The sequence below is a fragment of the Helicobacter canadensis MIT 98-5491 genome (genome assembly GCF_000162575.1).
Taxonomy (GTDB): Bacteria; Campylobacterota; Campylobacteria; order Campylobacterales; family Helicobacteraceae; genus Helicobacter_D; species Helicobacter_D canadensis.
Window position 1 is genome coordinate 890,635 of record NZ_CM000776.2, and the last position, 20,271, is coordinate 910,905.

The 20,271-nt window shown below is 33.3% G+C and carries 26 protein-coding genes; 25 read left to right on the plus strand and 1 reads right to left on the minus strand.

Annotated features, from left to right (window positions below; all coding sequences use genetic code 11):
- Positions 1-75: 75 nt before the first annotated feature.
- The 25 genes from rplU to folE all read left to right on the plus strand — a co-directional run bounded on the left by rplU (position 76) and on the right by folE (position 19,321).
- Complete coding sequence (gene rplU, locus HCAN_RS04490; protein ID WP_172617271.1) at positions 76-390, plus strand: 50S ribosomal protein L21; 315 nt, start codon at positions 76-78, stop codon at positions 388-390.
- Between the two features lie 21 nt (positions 391-411).
- Positions 412-669, plus strand: coding sequence for a 50S ribosomal protein L27 (gene rpmA, locus HCAN_RS04495; protein WP_006655563.1), 258 nt, complete (start codon positions 412-414; stop codon positions 667-669).
- Between the two features lie 53 nt (positions 670-722).
- A complete protein-coding gene (gene obgE, locus HCAN_RS04500; protein WP_006655564.1) occupies positions 723-1,823 on the plus strand; it encodes a GTPase ObgE in 1,101 nt (366 codons plus the stop codon).
- Positions 1,810-2,586 carry a glutamate 5-kinase gene (proB, locus tag HCAN_RS04505; RefSeq protein WP_006656845.1) on the plus strand — a complete coding sequence of 259 codons (777 nt, stop codon included), beginning with the start codon at positions 1,810-1,812 and terminating at the stop codon, positions 2,584-2,586. Before obgE ends, proB begins: the two co-directional genes overlap by 14 nt.
- A gap of 21 nt (positions 2,587-2,607) precedes the next feature.
- A complete protein-coding gene (locus HCAN_RS04510) occupies positions 2,608-3,510 on the plus strand; it encodes a methionyl-tRNA formyltransferase (RefSeq protein ID WP_006656846.1) in 903 nt (300 codons plus the stop codon).
- Complete coding sequence (locus tag HCAN_RS04515; protein ID WP_006655567.1) at positions 3,510-4,142, plus strand: biotin--[acetyl-CoA-carboxylase] ligase; 633 nt, start codon at positions 3,510-3,512, stop codon at positions 4,140-4,142. Before HCAN_RS04510 ends, HCAN_RS04515 begins: the two co-directional genes overlap by 1 nt.
- A gap of 18 nt (positions 4,143-4,160) precedes the next feature.
- Positions 4,161-4,946, plus strand: a complete 786-nt coding sequence (locus tag HCAN_RS04520) for a ParA family protein (protein ID WP_006655568.1) — start codon at positions 4,161-4,163, stop codon at positions 4,944-4,946.
- Positions 4,946-5,839 (plus strand): ParB/RepB/Spo0J family partition protein, encoded by an 894-nt coding sequence (locus HCAN_RS04525; RefSeq protein ID WP_006655569.1) that lies wholly within the window; start codon positions 4,946-4,948, stop codon positions 5,837-5,839. The genes HCAN_RS04520 and HCAN_RS04525 overlap by 1 nt, the downstream gene beginning before the upstream one ends.
- Positions 5,840-5,903: 64 nt before the next feature.
- Positions 5,904-6,329 (plus strand): FoF1 ATP synthase subunit B', encoded by a 426-nt coding sequence (locus HCAN_RS04530; RefSeq protein ID WP_006655570.1) that lies wholly within the window; start codon positions 5,904-5,906, stop codon positions 6,327-6,329.
- Between the two features lie 8 nt (positions 6,330-6,337).
- Complete coding sequence (locus HCAN_RS04535; RefSeq protein WP_006655571.1) at positions 6,338-6,853, plus strand: F0F1 ATP synthase subunit B; 516 nt, start codon at positions 6,338-6,340, stop codon at positions 6,851-6,853.
- A 1-nt stretch (position 6,854) separates the two neighbouring features.
- Positions 6,855-7,391 (plus strand): F0F1 ATP synthase subunit delta, encoded by a 537-nt coding sequence (locus HCAN_RS04540; RefSeq protein ID WP_006655572.1) that lies wholly within the window; start codon positions 6,855-6,857, stop codon positions 7,389-7,391.
- Between the two features lie 20 nt (positions 7,392-7,411).
- Positions 7,412-8,926 (plus strand): F0F1 ATP synthase subunit alpha, encoded by a 1,515-nt coding sequence (gene atpA / locus HCAN_RS04545; protein WP_006655573.1) that lies wholly within the window; start codon positions 7,412-7,414, stop codon positions 8,924-8,926.
- A 13-nt stretch (positions 8,927-8,939) separates the two neighbouring features.
- Positions 8,940-9,824: an ATP synthase F1 subunit gamma gene (atpG, locus tag HCAN_RS04550; protein WP_006655574.1), complete on the plus strand. Its 885-nt coding sequence runs from the start codon at positions 8,940-8,942 to the stop codon at positions 9,822-9,824.
- Positions 9,825-9,848: 24 nt separating this feature from the next.
- A complete protein-coding gene (atpD, locus tag HCAN_RS04555) occupies positions 9,849-11,252 on the plus strand; it encodes a F0F1 ATP synthase subunit beta (RefSeq protein ID WP_006655575.1) in 1,404 nt (467 codons plus the stop codon).
- Positions 11,253-11,261: 9 nt separating this feature from the next.
- Positions 11,262-11,654: an ATP synthase F1 subunit epsilon gene (atpC, locus tag HCAN_RS04560; RefSeq protein ID WP_006655576.1), complete on the plus strand. Its 393-nt coding sequence runs from the start codon at positions 11,262-11,264 to the stop codon at positions 11,652-11,654.
- A complete protein-coding gene (locus HCAN_RS04565; RefSeq protein ID WP_006655577.1) occupies positions 11,651-12,217 on the plus strand; it encodes a MotA/TolQ/ExbB proton channel family protein in 567 nt (188 codons plus the stop codon). Before atpC ends, HCAN_RS04565 begins: the two co-directional genes overlap by 4 nt.
- 69 nt (positions 12,218-12,286) lie before the next feature.
- Entirely contained in the window at positions 12,287-12,622 is a 336-nt protein-coding gene (locus HCAN_RS04570) for a biopolymer transporter ExbD (RefSeq protein WP_420167054.1), read from the plus strand.
- Positions 12,615-13,367, plus strand: a complete 753-nt coding sequence (locus HCAN_RS04575) for an energy transducer TonB (protein WP_006655579.1) — start codon at positions 12,615-12,617, stop codon at positions 13,365-13,367. Before HCAN_RS04570 ends, HCAN_RS04575 begins: the two co-directional genes overlap by 8 nt.
- A complete protein-coding gene (gene tolB, locus HCAN_RS04580; RefSeq protein WP_006656848.1) occupies positions 13,368-14,648 on the plus strand; it encodes a Tol-Pal system protein TolB in 1,281 nt (426 codons plus the stop codon).
- Positions 14,649-14,724: 76 nt separating this feature from the next.
- Positions 14,725-15,249, plus strand: a complete 525-nt coding sequence (locus HCAN_RS04585; protein WP_006655581.1) for an OmpA family protein — start codon at positions 14,725-14,727, stop codon at positions 15,247-15,249.
- Positions 15,250-15,264: 15 nt separating this feature from the next.
- On the plus strand, positions 15,265-16,149 hold the full coding sequence (locus HCAN_RS04590) for a tetratricopeptide repeat protein (protein ID WP_006655582.1): 885 nt from the start codon (positions 15,265-15,267) through the stop codon (positions 16,147-16,149).
- Between the two features lie 15 nt (positions 16,150-16,164).
- On the plus strand, positions 16,165-16,680 hold the full coding sequence (locus HCAN_RS04595; RefSeq protein WP_006655583.1) for an FKBP-type peptidyl-prolyl cis-trans isomerase: 516 nt from the start codon (positions 16,165-16,167) through the stop codon (positions 16,678-16,680).
- Between the two features lie 32 nt (positions 16,681-16,712).
- Entirely contained in the window at positions 16,713-17,846 is a 1,134-nt protein-coding gene (gene truD, locus HCAN_RS04600; protein ID WP_006656849.1) for a tRNA pseudouridine(13) synthase TruD, read from the plus strand.
- A complete protein-coding gene (gene htpX / locus HCAN_RS04605; RefSeq protein WP_006655585.1) occupies positions 17,846-18,769 on the plus strand; it encodes a zinc metalloprotease HtpX in 924 nt (307 codons plus the stop codon). The genes truD and htpX overlap by 1 nt, the downstream gene beginning before the upstream one ends.
- A 9-nt stretch (positions 18,770-18,778) precedes the next feature.
- A complete protein-coding gene (gene folE, locus HCAN_RS04610) occupies positions 18,779-19,321 on the plus strand; it encodes a GTP cyclohydrolase I FolE (protein WP_006655586.1) in 543 nt (180 codons plus the stop codon).
- A 15-nt stretch (positions 19,322-19,336) separates the two neighbouring features.
- Here folE and HCAN_RS04615 read toward each other — a convergent pair whose 3' ends face one another.
- On the minus strand, positions 19,337-20,236 hold the full coding sequence (locus HCAN_RS04615) for a DUF2156 domain-containing protein (protein ID WP_006655587.1): 900 nt from the start codon (positions 20,234-20,236) through the stop codon (positions 19,337-19,339).
- Positions 20,237-20,271: the final 35 nt, after the last annotated feature.

The following is a 20,271-nucleotide window of genomic DNA, read 5'->3' on the forward strand; positions in this document are numbered from 1 at the left end:
AAAAGAGTAGAATCCAAGCTTTTATTATTCTTTAATAAAAAATAAAAACTTCAAAATAAAATGTAAAGGAATTGTATTATGTATGCAATCATTCAGAATGGAGGCAAACAATACAAGGTAAGCGAAGGTGATATTTTATTGCTTGATTGTTTAAACCTTGAGCCAAAGTCAAAAGTTGAAGTCAATGAAGTTTTAGCTCTTTTTGATAATGGAGATGTGAAACTTGGAAGCCCTTATGTAAGTGGTGCTAAAGTGGAATTAGAAGTTATCAATGAAGGAAGAGGTAAAAAGGTTATTACTTTTAAAAAACGCAGAAGAAAAGATAGTAAAACCAAAAGAGGTTTTAGAAGAGATTTCACGCGTGTTCGTGTGATTAAAATTGCGGCATAGATTGCTACATAAGGAGTAGAAATGGCACACAAGAAAGGTCAGGGGAGCACCCAAAATAATCGCGATTCAGCAGGACGCCGTTTAGGTGTAAAAAAATTTGGCGGACAATTTGTTCGTGCAGGAAATATTATTATTCGTCAAAGAGGCACAAAAGTTCATCCTGGAAATAATGTAGGAATGGGTAAAGATCACACTATTTTTGCGTTGATCGATGGAGTTGTTTCTTTTGAGAGAAAAGACAGAAATCGAAAAAAAGTTTCTATTTATCCTGCTTCTTAAAAATGCTTCATAAATCCCCTTTTGGGGATTGAATTTCCAATTAAGGTTTTTTGATGTTTGTTGATAGAGTTGAAATCTTTGTATCCTCGGGCAAAGGTGGAGAGGGTGCCGTATCTTTTCATCGGGAAAAATTTGTTATCAATGGTGGTCCTGATGGTGGAGATGGCGGTAAGGGTGGAAATGTTTATTTCATAGTAGATCGCAATACCGACACACTTTCTCATTTTAGAGGACACAAACATTTTAAGGCACAAAATGGAAAACCTGGGCTTGGAAGAAATAAATATGGAAAAAAAGGTGAAGATTTAGTAATTAGTGTGCCACCTGGAACACAAGTGTTTGATTCTGAAAGCGGAGAGTTGTTGTTGGATTTGGTTGAAGAATCTAAGAAAATTTTGTTTTTAGAAGGTGGCAAGGGAGGCTTAGGTAATGTGCATTTTAAAAGCGCTACTAATCAACGCCCAACTTATGCACAAAAAGGAATGTCTGGGATTGAAAAAAAGATTCGCTTGGAATTAAAATTAATTGCCGATGTTGGTTTGGTGGGATTCCCTAATGTTGGTAAATCTACTCTTGTTTCGGTAGTTTCTAATGCTAAACCCGAAATTGCCAATTATGAATTTACCACTTTGATTCCATCTTTGGGGATTGTAAATTTAGGAGATTATCATTCTTTTGTGATAGCAGATATTCCTGGAATTATCGGCGGAGCAAGTGAGGGGAAAGGTTTAGGATTAGAGTTTTTACGCCATATTGAGAGAACACGATTCTTGCTTTTTGTGCTTGATATAGCTAATTATCGTTCAATAGAAGAGCAATTTATGATTTTAAGACAAGAGCTAGAAAAATTTAGCACACAACTTGCTAGGCGTCCTTTTGGAATTATGCTCTCAAAGAGTGATGCCAAAGAAGAAAAGAAACCTATTTTGATAAATTTTTTAAAGCATTTAGAGATAACATTAAAGCGGCATCAAGAAGTTACAAATTGTTATGTGCAACAAAATAGAGAAGATTTTGAAAATTATGATTATTTAAAACCAATATTTGTCATTTGTGCTTCTAGTGTGAATGGAGAAAATATTGAATCGCTTAAACATTTGCTTTATGAATCGCTAAAAGAAGCAAAAAAGGAATGTGTTAATGCAGAAAAGTAGAGTGGTGATTAAAGTTGGTAGTGCCCTTTTGGTTAAAAATCAACTCATTGATAAAGAGAGAATGGAGGCTTTAGCGAGTTTGATTGCAAAATTGCGTCAAAAATATGAAGTGATTTTGGTGAGCTCAGGTGCGGTTGCAGCAGGTTTTACAAAAGTTAAACTTAATAAAGGGAATTTGGCTAACAAACAAGCTTTGGCGGCTATAGGACAGCCTTTATTAATGCAGACTTATGCGGAAATTTTTGCCTTTTTTGGGATAGCTACAGCGCAAGTTTTGCTTTCTGCGTATGATTTTGATTCGCGTAAAAGAACTCAAAATGCTAGAAATGCGATGGAAGTTTTATTGCAAAATGAAGTTTTGCCTATTATCAATGAAAATGATGTGACAGCAACAGGCGAGTTGTCTTTGCTTTTGGAATTTGGGGATAATGATCAGCTCTCTGCCCATGTTACACATTTTTTTAATGCAGATATTCTTGCCATTTTGAGTGATATTGAGGGCTATTATAATGAGAATCCAAGCATTAATCCAGCAGCAAAAATCTACCCCAAAGTCTCTGAAATTTCTGCTGAAACCCTAAAAGAACAAGCGACACCCAACAATGCTTTTGCTACAGGCGGGATAGTAACTAAGTTAAAAGCGGCGGATTTTTTATTGCAGAATCATCGCAAAATGTTTCTTTCAAGCGGAAAACGCTTGGAGGTTTTAGAGAAGTTTTTACTAGAAGGGATTCAAGTAAGTGGGACTTTATTTGAAAAATAAGTGTAATTGGAGAGTGAAGAAATGAATATTGTTTTTATGGGAACTCCTTCTTATGCAGCAGTGATTTTAGAATCACTGCTAAAAAAACACACCCTTAAAGCACTTGTTTGTCAGCCAGATAAAAAAGCAGGAAGAGATATGCGCTTAAAAATGCCCGCTACAAAGGAATTATTATTGCAACAAGGTTTAGAGATTCCTATTTTTCAACCTGCAGTTTTAGATGAAGGGTTCCTTGAAACATTAAAGCAAATTGATTTTGATATGATTGTTGTTGCAGCCTTTGGAAAGATTTTGCCAAAAAGCATTTTAGAACTTGCACCTTGCGTTAATTTACACGCTTCAATATTGCCAAAATTTCGTGGTGCTAGTCCGATTCAAGAAAGCATTTTAGAAGATGAAAATTTTTTTGGTGTAACTTTAATGCAAATGGAAGAGGGTTTAGATAGTGGAGACATTTTAGGATTTAGAATCTTAAAAAATAGGGGGCAAAATGCAAGGGAGCTATTTGCTGAGCTTTCAGAAGCGGCTGCAAAATTAACTTTGGATTACCTTGAGAGATGGAAAGTAATTATCCCTATGAAGCAGAATAATGCCGATTCAAGTTATTGTAAAAAAATTAAAAAAGAAATGAGTTTGGTGGATTTTAGTGAGGCAAGATCGCTTTATCTTAAAGCATTAGCCTATGAAGGGTGGCCAGAGATTTTTTTGCAAAGTGGCTTGAAACTAAAAAAAGTGTTGCTAAAAGAAAATGAAAGTATAAATAAAGCAGGGGAGATTTTAGGGATTTTAGAAGATAAGATTTTAGTGGGTTGTCTTAGGGGTAGTGTCTGGATTCAAGCTTTGCAAGCACCATCTAAAAGGATAGTGAATGCTTATGAATATCTACAAGGAAAAAGATTAAAAAAGGGTGATATTTTAGAATAATGGAAATTTTGACTTTTGAATCTTTGCCCTCAACACATCTTTTTTTAAGTGAGAAAATTAGATCTGGAGAGCTAAAAGCTCCTATTATGGTTGTAGCTCATCAGCAAAATTCAGGCATCGGTAGTCGTGGGAATACTTGGAATGCCGTAAAAGAGGGATTGTATTTTTCTTTTGCAATTGCAGAAGAGGAATTGCCTAGTGATTTGGCTATTGAATCAGTTTCAATCTATTTTGGATATCTTTTTAAAGAAGTTTTAGTGGAGCTTGGCTCTCAAGTCTTTTTGAAGTGGCCCAATGATTTATATCTTGGTGAAAAAAAAATCGGTGGTATTCTTTGCACAAAAATTTCACAAAATATTTTAGTAGGAATTGGTTTAAATTTAGTAGTAGAAGATTCTGCATTTGGTGCTTTGGATATTTCAGTCTCTAAAGAGCAGATACTTGATTTTTTTATTAAGAAAATAAAAATTTATACATGGAAGCAAATTTTTAGTAAATATAAGTTAGAATTCTCTAGAAATTTTTATTATAACTTTCACTATCAAGATGAACAGATTTCTCTAAAAGATGCTAAGCTTTTGGAAGATGGTTCGATACTTTTAAAGGGTAGAAGAATCTATAGTCTAAGATAATAATAAATGGAGTGGAAAATGTGTGAAGTGATTTGTATTGCAAATCAAAAAGGTGGGGTTGGAAAAACGACAACAGCAGTGAATCTCGCAGCTTCTTTAGCGGTAGAAGAAAAGAAAGTTTTGCTAATTGATGCTGACCCTCAAGCTAATGCGACAACGAGTTTGGGATTCCATAGAAATGACATAGAATATAACATTTATCATGTTTTAATTGGAACCAAACAGCTCTCACAAATTATTCAAAAAACTTCAATCCCGACACTTTTTTTAGCACCCTCAAACATTGGTTTGGTAGGAATTGAAAAAGAATTTTATAGCCAAAAGCGCAATGGAAGGGAATTGTTGCTAAAAAAGAAAATAGAAGAAGTGGGGAGTTTGTATGATTATATCATTATTGATTCTCCTCCGGCTTTAGGACCTTTAACAATCAATGCTTTAAGTGCTTCGCATTCTGTAATTATTCCTATTCAGTGTGAATTTTTTGCATTAGAAGGATTAGCGCAATTGCTTAATACAATCAAACTTTTAAGGAAAGAGATTAATCCGGATTTAAAAATTAAGGGACTTTTACCTACGATGTATAGTGGGCAAAATAATCTTTCAAGGCAGGTTTTTACAGATCTATTGCAGCATTTTGAAGGACAATTGATTAAAAATGACACAGAAAATGTAATTGCTATTCCACGGAATATCAAATTAGCTGAATCGCCAAGTTTTGGGAAGCCTGTTATTTTATATGATGTGCGTTCTCAAGGTAATATTGCCTATCAAAGTCTTGCAAAGGCGATTTTAGAGAGGGCTTAATGGCAAAGAGTGCAGGGTTAGGGCGTGGATTAAGCGCGATTTTGGGAGAAGTGGAAGAAGCTTATCAGAATAATTTAAATGATAATTCAGGTTTAGTGGTTGAAATTGAGGCTGATAAAATAAAAGCCAATCCTTTGCAGCCTCGTAAAGTCTTTGATGATGAGAGTTTGCAGGAATTAGCTGATTCAATTCAAGAATATGGACTTTTGCAGCCTATTTTGGTTTATGAAGATAGCAAGAAGTCTGATGAATATTTTTTGATTGCTGGTGAGCGGCGTTTGCGTGCAAGTAAAATTGCAAAAAAAGAAACTATAAAAGCTATTATTGTTGATGTTCAAGAAACAAAATTGCGAGAATTAGCCTTGATAGAAAATATTCAAAGGGAGGATTTAAATCCAATTGATTTAGCGCAATCTTATAGAGAGTTAATTGAAGATTATGGAATCACCCACGAAGAAGTTGCTAAAAGACTTTCAAAATCAAGAGCTCAAATTACAAATACTTTGCGTTTATTGGACTTGGAAAATGAAGTTCAAAAATATATTATAGAAAATAAAATTTCACAAGGGCACGCCAAAATCCTTGTTACTCTTCCAAAAGAAAAACAATTAATGGTAGCTGATTCAATTGTGGGGCAGAAATTAAGTGTTCATGAAACTGAAGCTATTGTAAGGAATATTAAGGGTGCTAAGCCTATGGATGCATCAAGAAAAGTTTCTTTAAATAAAAAAACAATAAGCCCTCAATCTCAAAATGAATTAATGAAAATTTGTCAAATGATGCAAGGGAATAAATTAAAGGCAAATTTGCGAAAAAATTGTTTTATTGTGGAATTTAGTAACGATGAGGAGGTGGAAAGATTTATTAAAATTTTACCAAATCCAAGTTTTTAAGAAAAACTTAGAAAAAGTCGTGATAGAATAAAATATTATTTAATATTTAAAGAAAGGAGTTCAAATGACTATTATCCCAACTCCTTGGGTAATGGCACTAGTTTTTTTTACTTTTCTTATTTTGATTTATCTGTTGAATCGCATTTTGTATAAACCTTTATTGGGCTTTATGGATGCAAGAGATTCTTCGATAAAAAAAGATAGTGAGGGTATAGAAGGTAATGCAGCGGATGTAAAAGCATTAAAGGCGGAGGCAGAAGCAATTTTACAAAATGCAAGGCAAGAAGCAAGTCTTATAAAAAATAAGGCACAAGACAATGCTAAGCAAATTGCTGATACGAAAATCACACAAAAAAAAGAGGAGTTAAATTCAAAGCATAATGAATTTATTGTTATTCTTGAGGAAGAAAGAAAAGAGCTTAAAAATTCATTGTTATCTAAAATTCCTCTATTTGAAGATAGTTTAAAAGCTAAACTTCTAAAATTATAGGGGGAAAAATGAAAAAAAGTATTTTATTTTTAATTGCAATGTTTTCTCCTTGTGTGTTATTGGCGGCATCTGGAAATGGTGAAGTGGATATTATTGAGAGAACAATTAACTTTGTTATCTTTTTTGCATTGGTTTATTACTTTGCAGCAGAAAAAATTAAAGGCGTTTTCAAAGAAAGACGTGAAAATATTGCCAATTCTCTAGCAAAAATTCAAGAAAAGCTTCAAGAATCAAAAAGAGAGCGACAAAGAGCAGTTGAGGAGTTGCAAGAAGCTAAAAAGGTTGCAAAAGATATTATAGAAGTAGCACATAAAGAATCAGCAATTATTTTGCAAAAAGCAGAAGAGAATATAAAAGTGGAAATTGAGAACTTAATACGTCAATTCAATGAAAGTATGGTATTTGAGAGAAGGAAAATGGAAAAGCAGGTTATTGATGAGATTTTAGGAGAGTTCTTAAATAAAGATTCTGTAGTATTGCCTAAAGATGTCCTAACTCAAGCCTTATTGAGAAAGGTTGCTTAAAATGAAAGAATTGATAGCAAAAAGATATATTAAGGCATTTTCTAAAGATGCAGTAAAAAGTGAATTGGAAAAGGATTTAGAATTTTTAAGCACTCTTGCAAATGCCTATCAAATTTCTAAATTTAAAGAAATTGTCGAATCGCCTTATGTGGATATTTCTAAGAAAGTGGAATTTATTTTGCAAGTAATTTTGGAAAATAAGACAACACAAAGATTTTCTAATTTTATTAAAGTTTTGGCAGAACATAAGCGTTTGAATTTGTTTCAAGAGTTATATGCGGAATTATTTTCGTATATTGCTTTTTTAAATAAAGAGTATGTTGCTAATTTGAGAGTAAGTGAAAAGTATGATGAAGTAGTTTTGAATGACATACAGAGTCAATTTAGCAAAAAGTTAGGTGTGAATTTGATTCTAAAACAAGAAATTGTGCAAGAAATTGGAATTAAATTGATTGTGGAGGATTTAGGTATTGAAATTTCCTTTTCTCAAGAGAAATTTATTCAAGATTTAAGAAACCATATTATAAAAGCATTTTAATTTTTTATGAAGGAGTAAGAGTGATAGCGAAGTTACAAGCTGATGAAATTAGCTCTATTATTAAAGAGAGAATAGATAATTTCGAATTGGATTTAAATATTGCACAAACTGGAAAGGTTATTGCGTATGCTGATGGTGTTGCAAAAGTTTATGGACTTAAAGATGCTATGAGTTATGAAATGGTTGAGTTTGATACAGGCGATAAAGGCTTGGCTTCAAGCTTAGAAGAAGGCAGTGTGGGTGTTGTTGTTTTGGGTGCTGGAAAAGAGATTAAAGAGGGCACTTCAGTTAAGAGACTTGGTAAACTTTTGCGTGTTCCTGTTGGAGATGATTTAATGGGGAGAGTTGTGAATGCCTTAGGTGAGCCTATTGATGGTAAAGGGGCAATTGAAGCAAAAGAATTTAAGTTTATGGAAGAAAAAGCTCCTGGGATTATGGCAAGAAAGTCAGTTCATGAACCACTTCAAACAGGAATTAAAGCCATTGATGCACTAGTGCCAATTGGTCGAGGTCAAAGAGAGTTAATCATTGGTGATAGACAGACAGGTAAAACAACAGTTGCAATTGATACTATTATTAATCAAAAAGGACAAGATGTTGTTTGTATTTATGTTGCCATTGGACAAAAAGAATCCACAGTAGCACAAGTGGTGAGAAAATTAGAAGAGCATGGAGCAATGGAATATACAATTATCGTTAATGCTCCTGCTTCTGATTCTGCGGCAATGCAATATCTTGCTCCTTATGCGGGTGTAACAATGGGAGAATATTTTAGAGATAATGGCAGACACGCTTTGATTGTTTATGATGATTTGAGTAAGCACGCGGTTGCTTATCGTGAAATGTCTTTAATATTAAGACGCCCTCCAGGTCGTGAAGCTTTTCCAGGAGATGTTTTTTATTTGCATTCAAGATTATTAGAAAGAGCCGCCAAAGTAAGTGATGAATTGGGTGCTGGTTCTTTGACAGCGTTGCCAATTATTGAAACACAAGCAGGAGATGTGGCTGCGTATATTCCTACTAATGTTATTTCTATTACTGATGGACAAATTTTCCTTGAAACAGATTTATTTAATTCAGGTATTCGTCCTGCTATCAATGTGGGTCTTTCTGTATCTCGTGTGGGCGGTGCTGCACAAATCAAAGCTACCAAGCAAGTTTCAGGGACTTTAAGATTGGATTTAGCTCAATATAGAGAATTGCAAGCCTTTGCACAATTCGCATCCGATCTTGATGAATCAAGCCGAAAACAACTCGATAGAGGGCAAAGAATGGTAGAAGTTCTAAAACAACCTCCTTATTCTCCATTGCCAATTGAAAGGCAAGTGGTAGTTATTTTTGCAGGTGCAAGAGGTTTTATGGATGATATTTCTGTAGCCAATATTACTAAATTTGAAGCAGATTTATATCCATTTTTAGAAGCTAAATATCCACAAATTTTTGAAGACATTCGTTCTAAAAAAATGCTTGATAAGGATATCGAAGAAACTCTTAGTAAAGCTTTAGAAGAGTTTAAAGCTAGTTTTATAGCATAATTAGGGAGTTGTTATGGGAAACAACTTAAAAGATATTAGGAAGCAGATATCAAGTGTTTTAAACACGCAAAAGACTACGCGTGCGATGAAACTTGTATCGACTTCTAAGCTTAAAAAAGCCGATGAAATGGCAAGACGATCTAAAACCTATGCAAATAAAATTGTAGAGGTGCTTGGAGAAATTAAAGCAAAAGTAGCAAGTGGAGAGAATGTGCAAGATAATCTTTATTTTGCACCTGCTGGGGAGACAGGACTTGTAGATATTGTTTTGGTAACAGCAGATAAAGGTTTATGCGGTGGTTTTAATATTAATACTATTAAAGAGGTTAATCGAATTATAGCAGAACACAAAGCTAAAAATGCCAAAGTTCGTTTGCGTGTTATCGGTAAAAAAGCAATCGAGTATTACAAATTTAATGAAATAGAAATTTTAGATAGTGCTGTTGGTTTAAGTGCGACACCTAATTATGCTCAAGCGGCAGAATTTATCAATAAAGCAGTAAATGATTATTTGCAAGGAATAACTTCAAAAATTATTTTGGTGCATAATGGTTTTAAGAATATGATTTCTCAAGAGATGAAAATTTCTCAACTTTTACCTATTGAGGGCATTGAATCTTCTCAAGAGTGCAGTTCTATTTTAGAAGTTGAGCCAAATGAGCAAGAGAATGAAGTTTTAAATCAACTAGCTAATAAATATATTGAGTTTAGTATGTATTATGCTTTGGTAGATTCATTGGCAGCAGAGCATAGTGCAAGGATGCAAGCAATGGATGCTGCAACTAATAATGCAGGAGAATTGGCAAAAAGTTTAACGGTTGCTTATAATAAAGCAAGACAAGAAGCAATTACAACTGAGCTGGTAGAGATTAATACCGGTGTTGAGTCTATGAAATAAGGAGTATAGTAAATGTCAGAGAATATGATAGGGAAAATAGTTCAAGTAATGGGTCCTGTTGTGGATATTGATTTTGAATCATATCTTCCAGCAATTAATGAAGCGTTAGATATTGATTTTTCTATTGATGGGCAATCGCGTAAATTGGTTTTAGAAGTTGCAGCGCATATTGGTGATAATCGTGTTAGAGCGATTGCTATGGATATGACAGAGGGCTTAACTAGGGGAGAAAAAGTTGTTGCAAGAGGTAATCCTATTATGGTTCCTGTTGGAGAGCAAGTTTTAGGAAGAATTTTTAATGTAACAGGAGATGTAATTGATGGCGGTGAAGCTTTAAATAATCCTGAAAAATGGTCAATTCATAGGGAAGCACCAACTTTTGAAAACCAAAGCACAAAAACTGAAATGTTTGAAACAGGAATCAAGGTTGTAGATTTACTAGCTCCTTATTCAAAAGGTGGTAAAGTAGGATTGTTTGGTGGTGCAGGTGTAGGTAAGACTGTTGTTATTATGGAGCTTATTCACAATGTTGCATTTAAACATAGTGGTTATTCTGTGTTTGCAGGTGTTGGAGAGAGAACAAGAGAAGGAAACGATCTTTATCATGAAATGAAAGAATCGGGTGTTTTAGATAAAGTTGCCTTATGCTATGGTCAAATGAATGAGCCACCAGGAGCAAGAAATAGAATTGCTTTTACAGGGCTTACAATGGCAGAATACTTTCGTGATGAAAAAGGCTTGGATGTATTGATGTTTATTGACAATATCTTCAGATATGCTCAATCAGGTGCGGAAATGTCAGCACTATTAGGTAGAATTCCTTCGGCAGTTGGTTATCAACCAACACTAGCAAGTGAAATGGGTAAATTGCAAGAGAGAATCACATCAACCAAAAAAGGTTCTATTACTTCTGTTCAAGCGGTTTATGTTCCTGCAGATGACTTAACTGACCCTGCTCCTGCTTCTGTTTTTGCACACCTTGATGCAACAACTGTTTTAAATAGAAAAATTGCAGAAAAAGGAATTTATCCCGCAGTAGATCCACTTGATTCAACTTCTAGAATCCTTGATCCACAAGTAGTTGGTGAGGATCACTATAGAGTGGCTACAAGTGTTCAACAAGTTTTACAAAAGTATAAAGATTTGCAAGATATTATTGCAATTTTGGGTATGGATGAACTTTCTGAAGAAGATAAAAAAGTAGTTGAAAGAGCAAGAAAAATTGAAAAATTCCTTTCTCAACCTTTCTTTGTGGCTGAAGTCTTTACAGGAAGTCCAGGTAAATATGTTACTTTACAAGAAACATTAGAAGGATTCAAAGGAATTTTGGAAGGAAAATACGATCATATTCCAGAAAATGCTTTTTATATGGTAGGTAATATTAATGAGGTTCTTGAAAAAGCTGAAAAAATGAAGGCGGGTGCATAAGGAGCTTTTATGGAAACCTTGAAATTGGATATTGTAACGCCAGAAGGAAAGATATTTTCTAATAATGTCAAGAGTGTAACACTTCCTGGAAGTGAGGGAGAATTTGGAGTTCTTCCTGGGCATGTTGGTATTGTAACCACACTTGATAGCGGAGTTATTGAGATTGAAAAACAAGATGGCAAAAAGGAGATAGTGGCTATCAATTGGGGTTATGCTAAAGTTAATGAGAGAAGTGTTGATATTTTAGCAGAAGGTGCAGTGGATATTAATGGCGATAGTGAGAGTGAAATTGCACAAGCTATTGCCAATGCCAAAAAACTTCTTGAAGATTCAACAGATAATAAAGTTGCTGCTTCAATGGTTGTTTCTCGTATTGAAAATATCGCTAAGAGTATTTTATGAATTGGATGAATTTAACTGGCAACTATGGAATGACAACCATAGTTGTTCTTGCTTGGCTTTCTTTGTATTTTATTTTGGTTATTTGGATTTTTTTGTATCGTTATTTTAGTCTTAATGCCATGATTCAAAGAGAAAAAAAGAATGTAGAGTCTCTTTTAAAGGGTAAAAATGTTTTAATACGCGATTCTGCATTTAATTTAAATGGAATCGATAGACAAAAATCCGAATCTTTGTTGCAATATTTTTTAAATAAGACAATCAAGGAAGCTACAATAGGCTTAACCTTTTTGGGTATCGTAGCTTCAACAGCTCCTTTTATTGGATTATTTGGAACGGTTGTTGAAATTTTGGAAGCTTTTTCAAAGTTGGGAATGGAATCTAAGGCGACTTTAGATGTGATAGCGCCTATTATTTCAAAAGCCCTTATTGCAACAGCCGCTGGAATTTTAACGGCAATTCCTGCTTATTCTTTTAATTTATTTTTAAAACGAAAAGTGTTTGATTTAAATACTTATTTGCAATTGCAAGTTAATCTATTAGCGTATTCAAAAGATAAAGAATAGGAGTTATGGGCAGTGAATTTTAATTGGGAGGAAAATCCAGAACTTAATATTACTCCATTGGTTGATATTATGCTGGTTTTGTTAGCTATTTTAATGGTAACAGCACCAGTGATTGTATATCAAGAAGAGATTGCTTTGCCTCAAGGTTCTAAAACAAGCAAGATTCAAGAAGATTCTAAGATTGAAATTCGCGTTGATTCTCAAAGGAAAATTTACTTAAAAGATGATATTTTAGATTTTAGAAGTTTTCCTGATGCCTTTATTGTTTTTGCTAATGGATATGATAGAAACACGCAAGTTTATATTAGAGCGGATAAAAATCTTAAATACGATGATGTGATTTTCATTTTAAAAATTGCCAAACAAAGCGGTTTTAGCAGAGTTTCATTAGTTACTGATGGATAGAATATTTTTTCTTTTTTTAAGTGGTGTTGTTGCCATTTTTACTTATTTGTTAGTTGTTGGGATATTTTTATGGCATTTTTATGCTTCTAAGGAATCGCCAAAGCAATACACAACTTATAAGGAAACAAGTTTTAGCGTCGCGTTGATTGAAGAAAAGAGGGAGGTTCCAAAAAAAAATAATCAAACTCCAAAAAATAAAGAGCAAGAAAAAGCAAAAGAGATTCCCATTAAAGAAGAAAATGCTTCAAGAACTGCAAATGTGGGCTTGGGTATTAATAATTTATTCCAGCAAGTTGAAGCCAAAAGAGAAGTTCCAAAAGAAGCTTTGAAGCCACAAAGTCAAAATGATAAAATAGCAAGACGCAAAAAGGCTTTGGAGAGTATGCAAAAAAGAGAAGATAATCTAAAAGAAAATATTGAAAAAATCGTTTCTAATCTTGAAATAAAAAAAACAATGGGATTTTTAGCTCCAAAAGGGGAATATGATGAATTTTATGCAAAAGTGCAAGAAATTTTGTATGAAAATTGGAATCCAATACAAACGCAAAATGAAAATCGTGCAGAGATACAAATCACTATTGATTGGCAGGGAAAATTTTCTTATAAGATTGTAAAATTATCAGGAAATTTAGAATTTGATAAAGCTTTGCAAGAGTTTTTAGATATAATGCAAAACAAAGAATTTCCAAAGTATGAGGGCGGAGATTCAACTAATATTATTGTAACTTTTAAAACAGAGGTGTAAATGAAAAAGATTTGTTTTTTGTTTTTAATGAGTTTGAGTTTTGTTTTTGCCAATCAAAATATTGATGCAACTTTAGAGGTTGTTAAAAAATTTGGTAATCTTCCTAATATTTTAGTGCAATACACAGGTAAAGATTATAATCAAAGAGAATATACATTAAAAGTCTTTAAAATGTTGATTGCCGATTTAAAGGTTACTGGGCATTTTGCGGTGCAAGAGGGCGAAGGGCTTTCTGGAGCTATGGCAATTAATTTTGATGAGTATCGAAAGTCTAAAGTGGATTTAGTGGCAAATGTTAGTGCAGAAGTGATCCGAGATGGATTGATTGTGAATTTGCAACTTTATGATGTCAATGCGGGGAATTTAGTTTTAAATAAAGAGTATAAAAGCAGTCAGTTACCTGCATATCCTTTTTTGGCTCATAAATTAGCAGTGGATATTAATGATTATATCAAAGCACCAAGTGTAGATTGGATGCAAAGAATGGTAGTTGTTTCCTATTATACAAAATCAGGTGAAAGTGAGATTATTTCTAGTGATTATACATTGACTTATAAGAATACCCTTATTAGTGGTGGATTAAATATTTTCCCCAAATGGGCTAATGAAGAACAAAGTGCTTTTTATTATACGAAATATTTAGATAAGCCTACGCTTTTTAAATTTGACTTGATTACAGGGGAGAATAAGCAGATTCTTAGTAGTGAGGGTATGTTAGTAGCCTCTGATGTGAGTAAAGATTCTAATAGGCTATTATTGACCATGGCTCCTAATGAGCAGGCTGATATTTATCTCTATGATTTGTCTAATGGTACATTAAAAAAATTAACCAATTATCGCGGAATTGATGTAAGTGCAAATTTTATTGAAGATGAAAAGCGTGTAATGTTTATTTCAGATCGCTTAGGTTATCCTAATGTGTTTGCGATTTCTGTTGATGGTGAGAGTGCAGGAAGTGTAGAGCAGATGGTTTTTCATGGAAGAAACAATAATGCAGCAAATGCTTATGGAAATTATATCGTGTATTCAAGCAGAGAAACAAGCGAAGAATTTGGGAGTAATACCTTTAATCTCTATCTCGTTTCTACTAAAAGTGATTTTATTAGAAGATTGAGCGCCAATGGTGTTAATCAATTGCCGCGCTTTGCAAAAGATGGAGAAACAATTATGTATATTAAGCACGAAAACAACCAAAGTGCTTTGGGTATTATTCGTTTAAATTATAATAAAACTCTATTATTTCCACTTCGTGGAGGCATTATTCAATCAATAGATTGGTAAAGCTTTATATTTTATAGCACTTTAGTAAAAAATATGCTACAATGCTTTGTTATTTTAATTATAGGGAGAGAATTCTATGAAAAAAAGTTTAGTTTTTGGGTCTTTAGTAGCTGCATTATTAATGGTTGGTTGTAGCCAAAAAAGCGGTAACGTAGGCACAAGTAGTGCGCAAGATTCTACTGCAAATCAAGGTGTTTCTCAAGGCTATGTAGGTGGTCGAGATAATTTTGTTAATTTAGAAGAAAGAATTCAATATGTAGAAGGTGGTTTGCAAAATGTCTTTTTTAACTTTGATCAATTTGTTATCCGTGCAGATATGCAAAATGTAGTGGATAATGATGCTAATGTTTTAAAAGATGTAAGTGCGGCACCTTTAAGTGTAAGAGTTGAAGGAAACACTGATGAGTGGGGAACTGATGAATATAATTATGCATTGGGCTTAAAAAGAGCAGTTGCGGTTAAAGAAGCTTTAGTGGCAAAAGGTGTAAGTGAGAGCAAGATTGTGCTTGTAAGCTATGGAGAAAGTAAGCCTACTTGCACGCAAAAAACTCGAGAATGTTGGGCAGAGAATAGAAAAGTAACTTTTAAAATGTTGCCATAATTTCGGAGAAAATGCTTGCAAAAACAGATTTGTGTAAGTTTAGTATTAATTAATTTTCTTTTAGCGCAAGAACCATCAGCTTTTAATGCTGGTGGCGATACTCCAATGAAGACCAAGGAGCAAATTTTAGATGAAAAACTTTTTAATCTTTCTGCTAAAGTAAAAGATATTGAAGTATCGCAAGAGGGCTTAAAAAGTGTTTTTGAGGGGCAACTTCAAAGAATCCAAGAAGTTTCTCGCCAATTAAATACGCGTATTAATGATAATAATGCAACGATAATGAGCATAAAAGAGCATATGGAAACAAATTTTTCTACGCAAAATGAAAATATTCAAAAGTTGCAAGAAAGCATTACAGCACTTGGAGAGTTGATTCAAAAGGTTGATACGCAGACTAAAGCTGAAATTGATGTGATAAAAAAAATGCTTTTAGATGAAACACAGCAGGAAAATAAAATAGAAGCAAAAGAAGTTAAAAAAAATGCTTCCAATGCAAGTAAGCAGATAGATAATGGTAAAACTGCAGAAAAGCTAAAAGATAAGCCATTAGCAGAGGTATTTGCAGAAGGAGAAAAATTACTAGAGCAAAAGGAATATAAACTTGCAAGTGAGTATTTGCAAAAGGCAGTAGAAGGACACTATAAGCCTGCTCGAGGGAATTATTTGTTAGGAGAATCTGCTTTTTATCAAAAAAAATATGAAGATGCAATTTATTATTATAAAGTTAGTGCGGAACGCTATGATAAAGCAGATTATATGCCATTATTGATGTTGCATACCGCACAAGCTTTTGAAAAAATAAACAATAAAGAAAATGCCTTGAAATTTTTGGAATCCTTGGTAGTGCTTTATCCAGATTCCAAAGAAGCACAAGAAGCAAAAAAACTTTTATCTAAATAATTTAAGGAGAATTTTATGATAGAAAAAAATCAAGTTGTGAGTATCGAATATGAAGTAAGAGAAAATGGAAAAGAGGCGGTTTTGGATTCTAATATTGGCGGTAAGCCTTTAGAATTTATTATGGGTGCTGGAGAGATTATCAAAGGACTTGAGGAAGCGGTTGCAGAAATGTCTGTAGGTGATAAAAAACAGGTTATTATTGCTCCTGTTAATGCCTATGGTGAATACATTTCTGATTATGTTCAAGAAGTTCCAAGAGATCAATTTACAGGTATTGATTTACAAGAAGGTATGACACTTTTTGGACAAGGAGAAAATGGTCAAACTGTGCAAGTGGTTGTAAAAGGCTTTAACGATGAAGTGGTTATGGTGGACTATAACCATCCTTTAGCAGGAAAAGAATTGGATTTTTCTGTAACAATTCTTGGTGTAAGAATGGCTACAGAAAAGGAATTAACTTATGGATTGCATCATCAAGAACAACATGGTCAAGGTGGCGGTTGTTGTGGTGGAGGATGTGGTTGTCACTAGAAAATTAAGTCTTCAAAAAAAAAGGCTAAGTAGTGGATTATTCCTATGCCTATACGCATTCAAAGATAGATTTTTACTTCAAGCAAAGTTCGCGTGATTTTGTTGTCGAAGAGATTCCTCTCTATCCCTTTGATGGAGAGGGAGCACATTGGGTTGTTAAGATTCGTAAAAAAAACTTTACAACTTTTGAGCTCATTAAATTTTTTTCTTCTTATTTTGGAATCAAGTCTAGTGAGATTGGTTATGCGGGGTTAAAAGATAAAAATGCATTAACAATTCAATATCTTAGTTTGCCAAAACATCTTTTAAACCAAAAACTTTTAGAAAATTTTAATCACACAGAAATTAAGATTTTAGATATTACTAAGCATTGCAATAAAATTAAAATAGGGCATTTAAAAGGAAATAAATTTTTTATAAGGCTTAAAAAGCTAGATAAATTGAATTATCAAAAAATGCAACAAGTTGTTGATAAAATTAAAAAATTTGGGATACCAAACTATTTTAGTTATCAGCGTTTTGGAAAAACTTTGGATAATTATTTATTAGGACAAGAAATTGTCAATGGTAAAAGAAAGATACGTGATAAAAAAATGCAAAATTTTTTTATTAGTGCGTATCAAAGTCATCTTTTTAATGAATGGTTATCATTAAGAATTAAGCTTTCTCATTTAATTGAGAAAATTGATTCAAAAGAAATTTATAAGGCTTTGAGTTTGCAATTTGAAAATGAAGCAATACCACAAGTTTTTTTAGATAAAGAATATTGTAAAACTTTAAAGCAACAGGAACATTTTTTTAAACTCTTCAATGGGGATTATTTGTGTCATTATCCTTTTGGCAAAAATTTTCTCACTCAAGAAGAAACAATTATAAAAGATTCTCAAAGATTCATAGAAAAAGATATTGTTCCAACAGGGTTATTAAGTGGATCAAAAGTCCAAATATCAGAAAAAGAAGCAGGATTTTTTGAGAATCTTTTTGTGGATAATAAAATCAAAAGTGTTGGTCAAAGGCGATATGCTTGGATTTTTCCAGAAAATTTAACTTTGTCTTACAAAGAAGAGGAAGCGCAAGGTGAATTAGAATTTTTCTTACCTAAAGGGGCGTATGCTACTAATTTATTGAGAGAATTGGCACATAGCGAAATTATAGGAGAAGAATAATGTTTGATAAAATTATCCAAGAGAATCGTTTTAAAACTCAATGTGTGATTGTTCTTTATGTGGCTATTTTTATTATTATTGGCTTATTAGTGGATATTGTTCGGATAAATGCTAGTAGTCTCCTAGGTGGATTTTATGTTTTGATTACTTTTCAGAAGATACCCATTGTTACGCTTTGTTTGTTAGCAATAGCGTGTGGAATTGTTTTTTATACTATTCGCCATTTTAAAGGTATTTTATTGAGTGGAAATGAATATAAGGAGATTGTTAAAGGTTTTGAAGAGACTTTGCAAGAAAGAGAATTAAGTAAAATTTTAGATGAGTTGGTTAGAGAAGCTCGTTTAGATTTTAGACCTAAATTATATTTAATGGATGCTCCTTTTATGAATGCTTTTGCAAGTGGTTGGAGTATGCATAATTCTCTTATTGCATTAACGACAACTTTGGTTAGGAATCTCAAAAGAGATGAAGTAAAGGCGGTTATGGCACACGAATTAAGTCATATTAGACATGGGGATATCCGCCTTACCCTTATGGTTGGGGTTTTAAGTAATATTATGCTTTTGGTAGTGAATTATGGAGTTTATATGTTTTTAGGAAATTCTCGAGAGAGAGGAGCAAATATGGCAAGAACTATTCTTATCGTTTTGCAATTTGTGTTACCCTTATTAACGCTTGTTTTACAAATGTTTTTAAGTCGGAGTCGTGAATATATGGCTGATTCTGGAGCGGCTTATCTTATGGGAGATAGTATGCCAATGATTCGAGCATTGCAAAAGATTAGCGGTAGTTATGTGCAGTCAGATTTTAGTAATGTTGATACAAATCCTACAAGATCGGCACTTTATATTGTTGGATTTAAAGAGATTTTTAGCACACATCCAAGTATTGAAAATCGCATCAAAGCTTTACTTGGAAAATAAAGGAAAATAATGGAAGATTATATTAAAGCCTTTTTTGATCATATTGGAGAAGATAAAGAAAGAGAAGGATTGTTAGAGACTCCAAAACGCGTTATAAAAAGTTGGGAACATTTATATAGTGGATACAAAAGCGATCCTAAGGAAGTTTTGGGTAAATGTTTTAGCGATGGGGCTTGTGATGAAATGGTGGTTTTAAAAAATATTGAGTTTTATTCGGTGTGTGAGCATCATCTTTTGCCCTTTTTTGGAAAGATTTCTATTGGCTATATTCCTAATGCAAAAGTAGTTGGAATCTCTAAACTTGCAAGACTTGTGGAAGTGTTTTCAAGGCGATTACAAATTCAAGAAAAAATGACAGGGCAGATTGCTGATACAATTATGGAAGTCCTACAAGCTAAGGGAGCGATGGTGGTTGCAGAAGCACAACATATGTGTATGGTAATGCGTGGGGTAGAAAAGCAAAATAGTATGATGATAACAAGTGCTGTTCGGGGGCTTTTTAAAAGCGATCATCGCACAATAGAAGAGTTTATGGGGCATATACGCAATTAGCTTAAAGTGCTAAAATCACTTTAAGGATGCATCAAATTTTTTTTGTAAGAAAAGTGGCTGATAAGATTGTTTGGCTTTCCTTAAGCCCTCAATCCCCAAATCCTCTTCGCGATTGACCAGTGCATAGTCTTTCCATTGGTGTGCTAGAAATTCACGATTAATAGCTTGATAAGCTCCTTGATATTCTGTATCTGCTTTTTCAATATGAATGACAATGGTGTTATCATTAAGTGGCTCTCCAAAACTAAAAGCAATGATTTTTTCATCAATGCGTAAGATTCCACCATCGAATTTTAAACGCTCTAGTGCTTTAAGTGATTCAATAATGCCAATGTATTCATTTTTTAAGCCATTGCTTGCATTATCACTAATTTTTCCAAACCATTCTTGATAAGTATTGATGAGAGTTTTTGCATTGTCTGGAGTTAAAGATTCATAGCTAAAATGATAGCGTTCTACAAAACGATTGAGATGCGTTTTTTTCTTGTGGTATTTTTTGCCTTTGAGTTCAATGAGTTCTGGAATTGAGTAAATATAATCACTCCTATCTTCGCGATAGGTAAAAACAAAAGTATTAGGCAAGAGTAATTCTAGCTCCTCTTTGTCTATTTTGCTTAGAGAGTGGATAGAAAAATCCAAACCATTTGCCTTGCAATGCGACATCATATCCAAAATACTTTGTTTTTTAGCTTCTAGATTGTTTTCTTTATGGAGGGGGTAAAAAATAAAAGGATTTTCATTGGGATATTGGGTTTTAATAATAAGGCAATCATTAAGAATAATATAGCTAATGTGTCGTGAATAATGCCATAAATAAAGGTTTGTGAAAGTTAAATCTGAAACAAGAATTTTATTATTTGCAAAGAAGCTATCAAAAGTTTCTTTGTCTTCAATACCAATTGGTTTCCATTGCATTGTAATTCCTTAGTTTTAAAAGAGAAATTTTAATA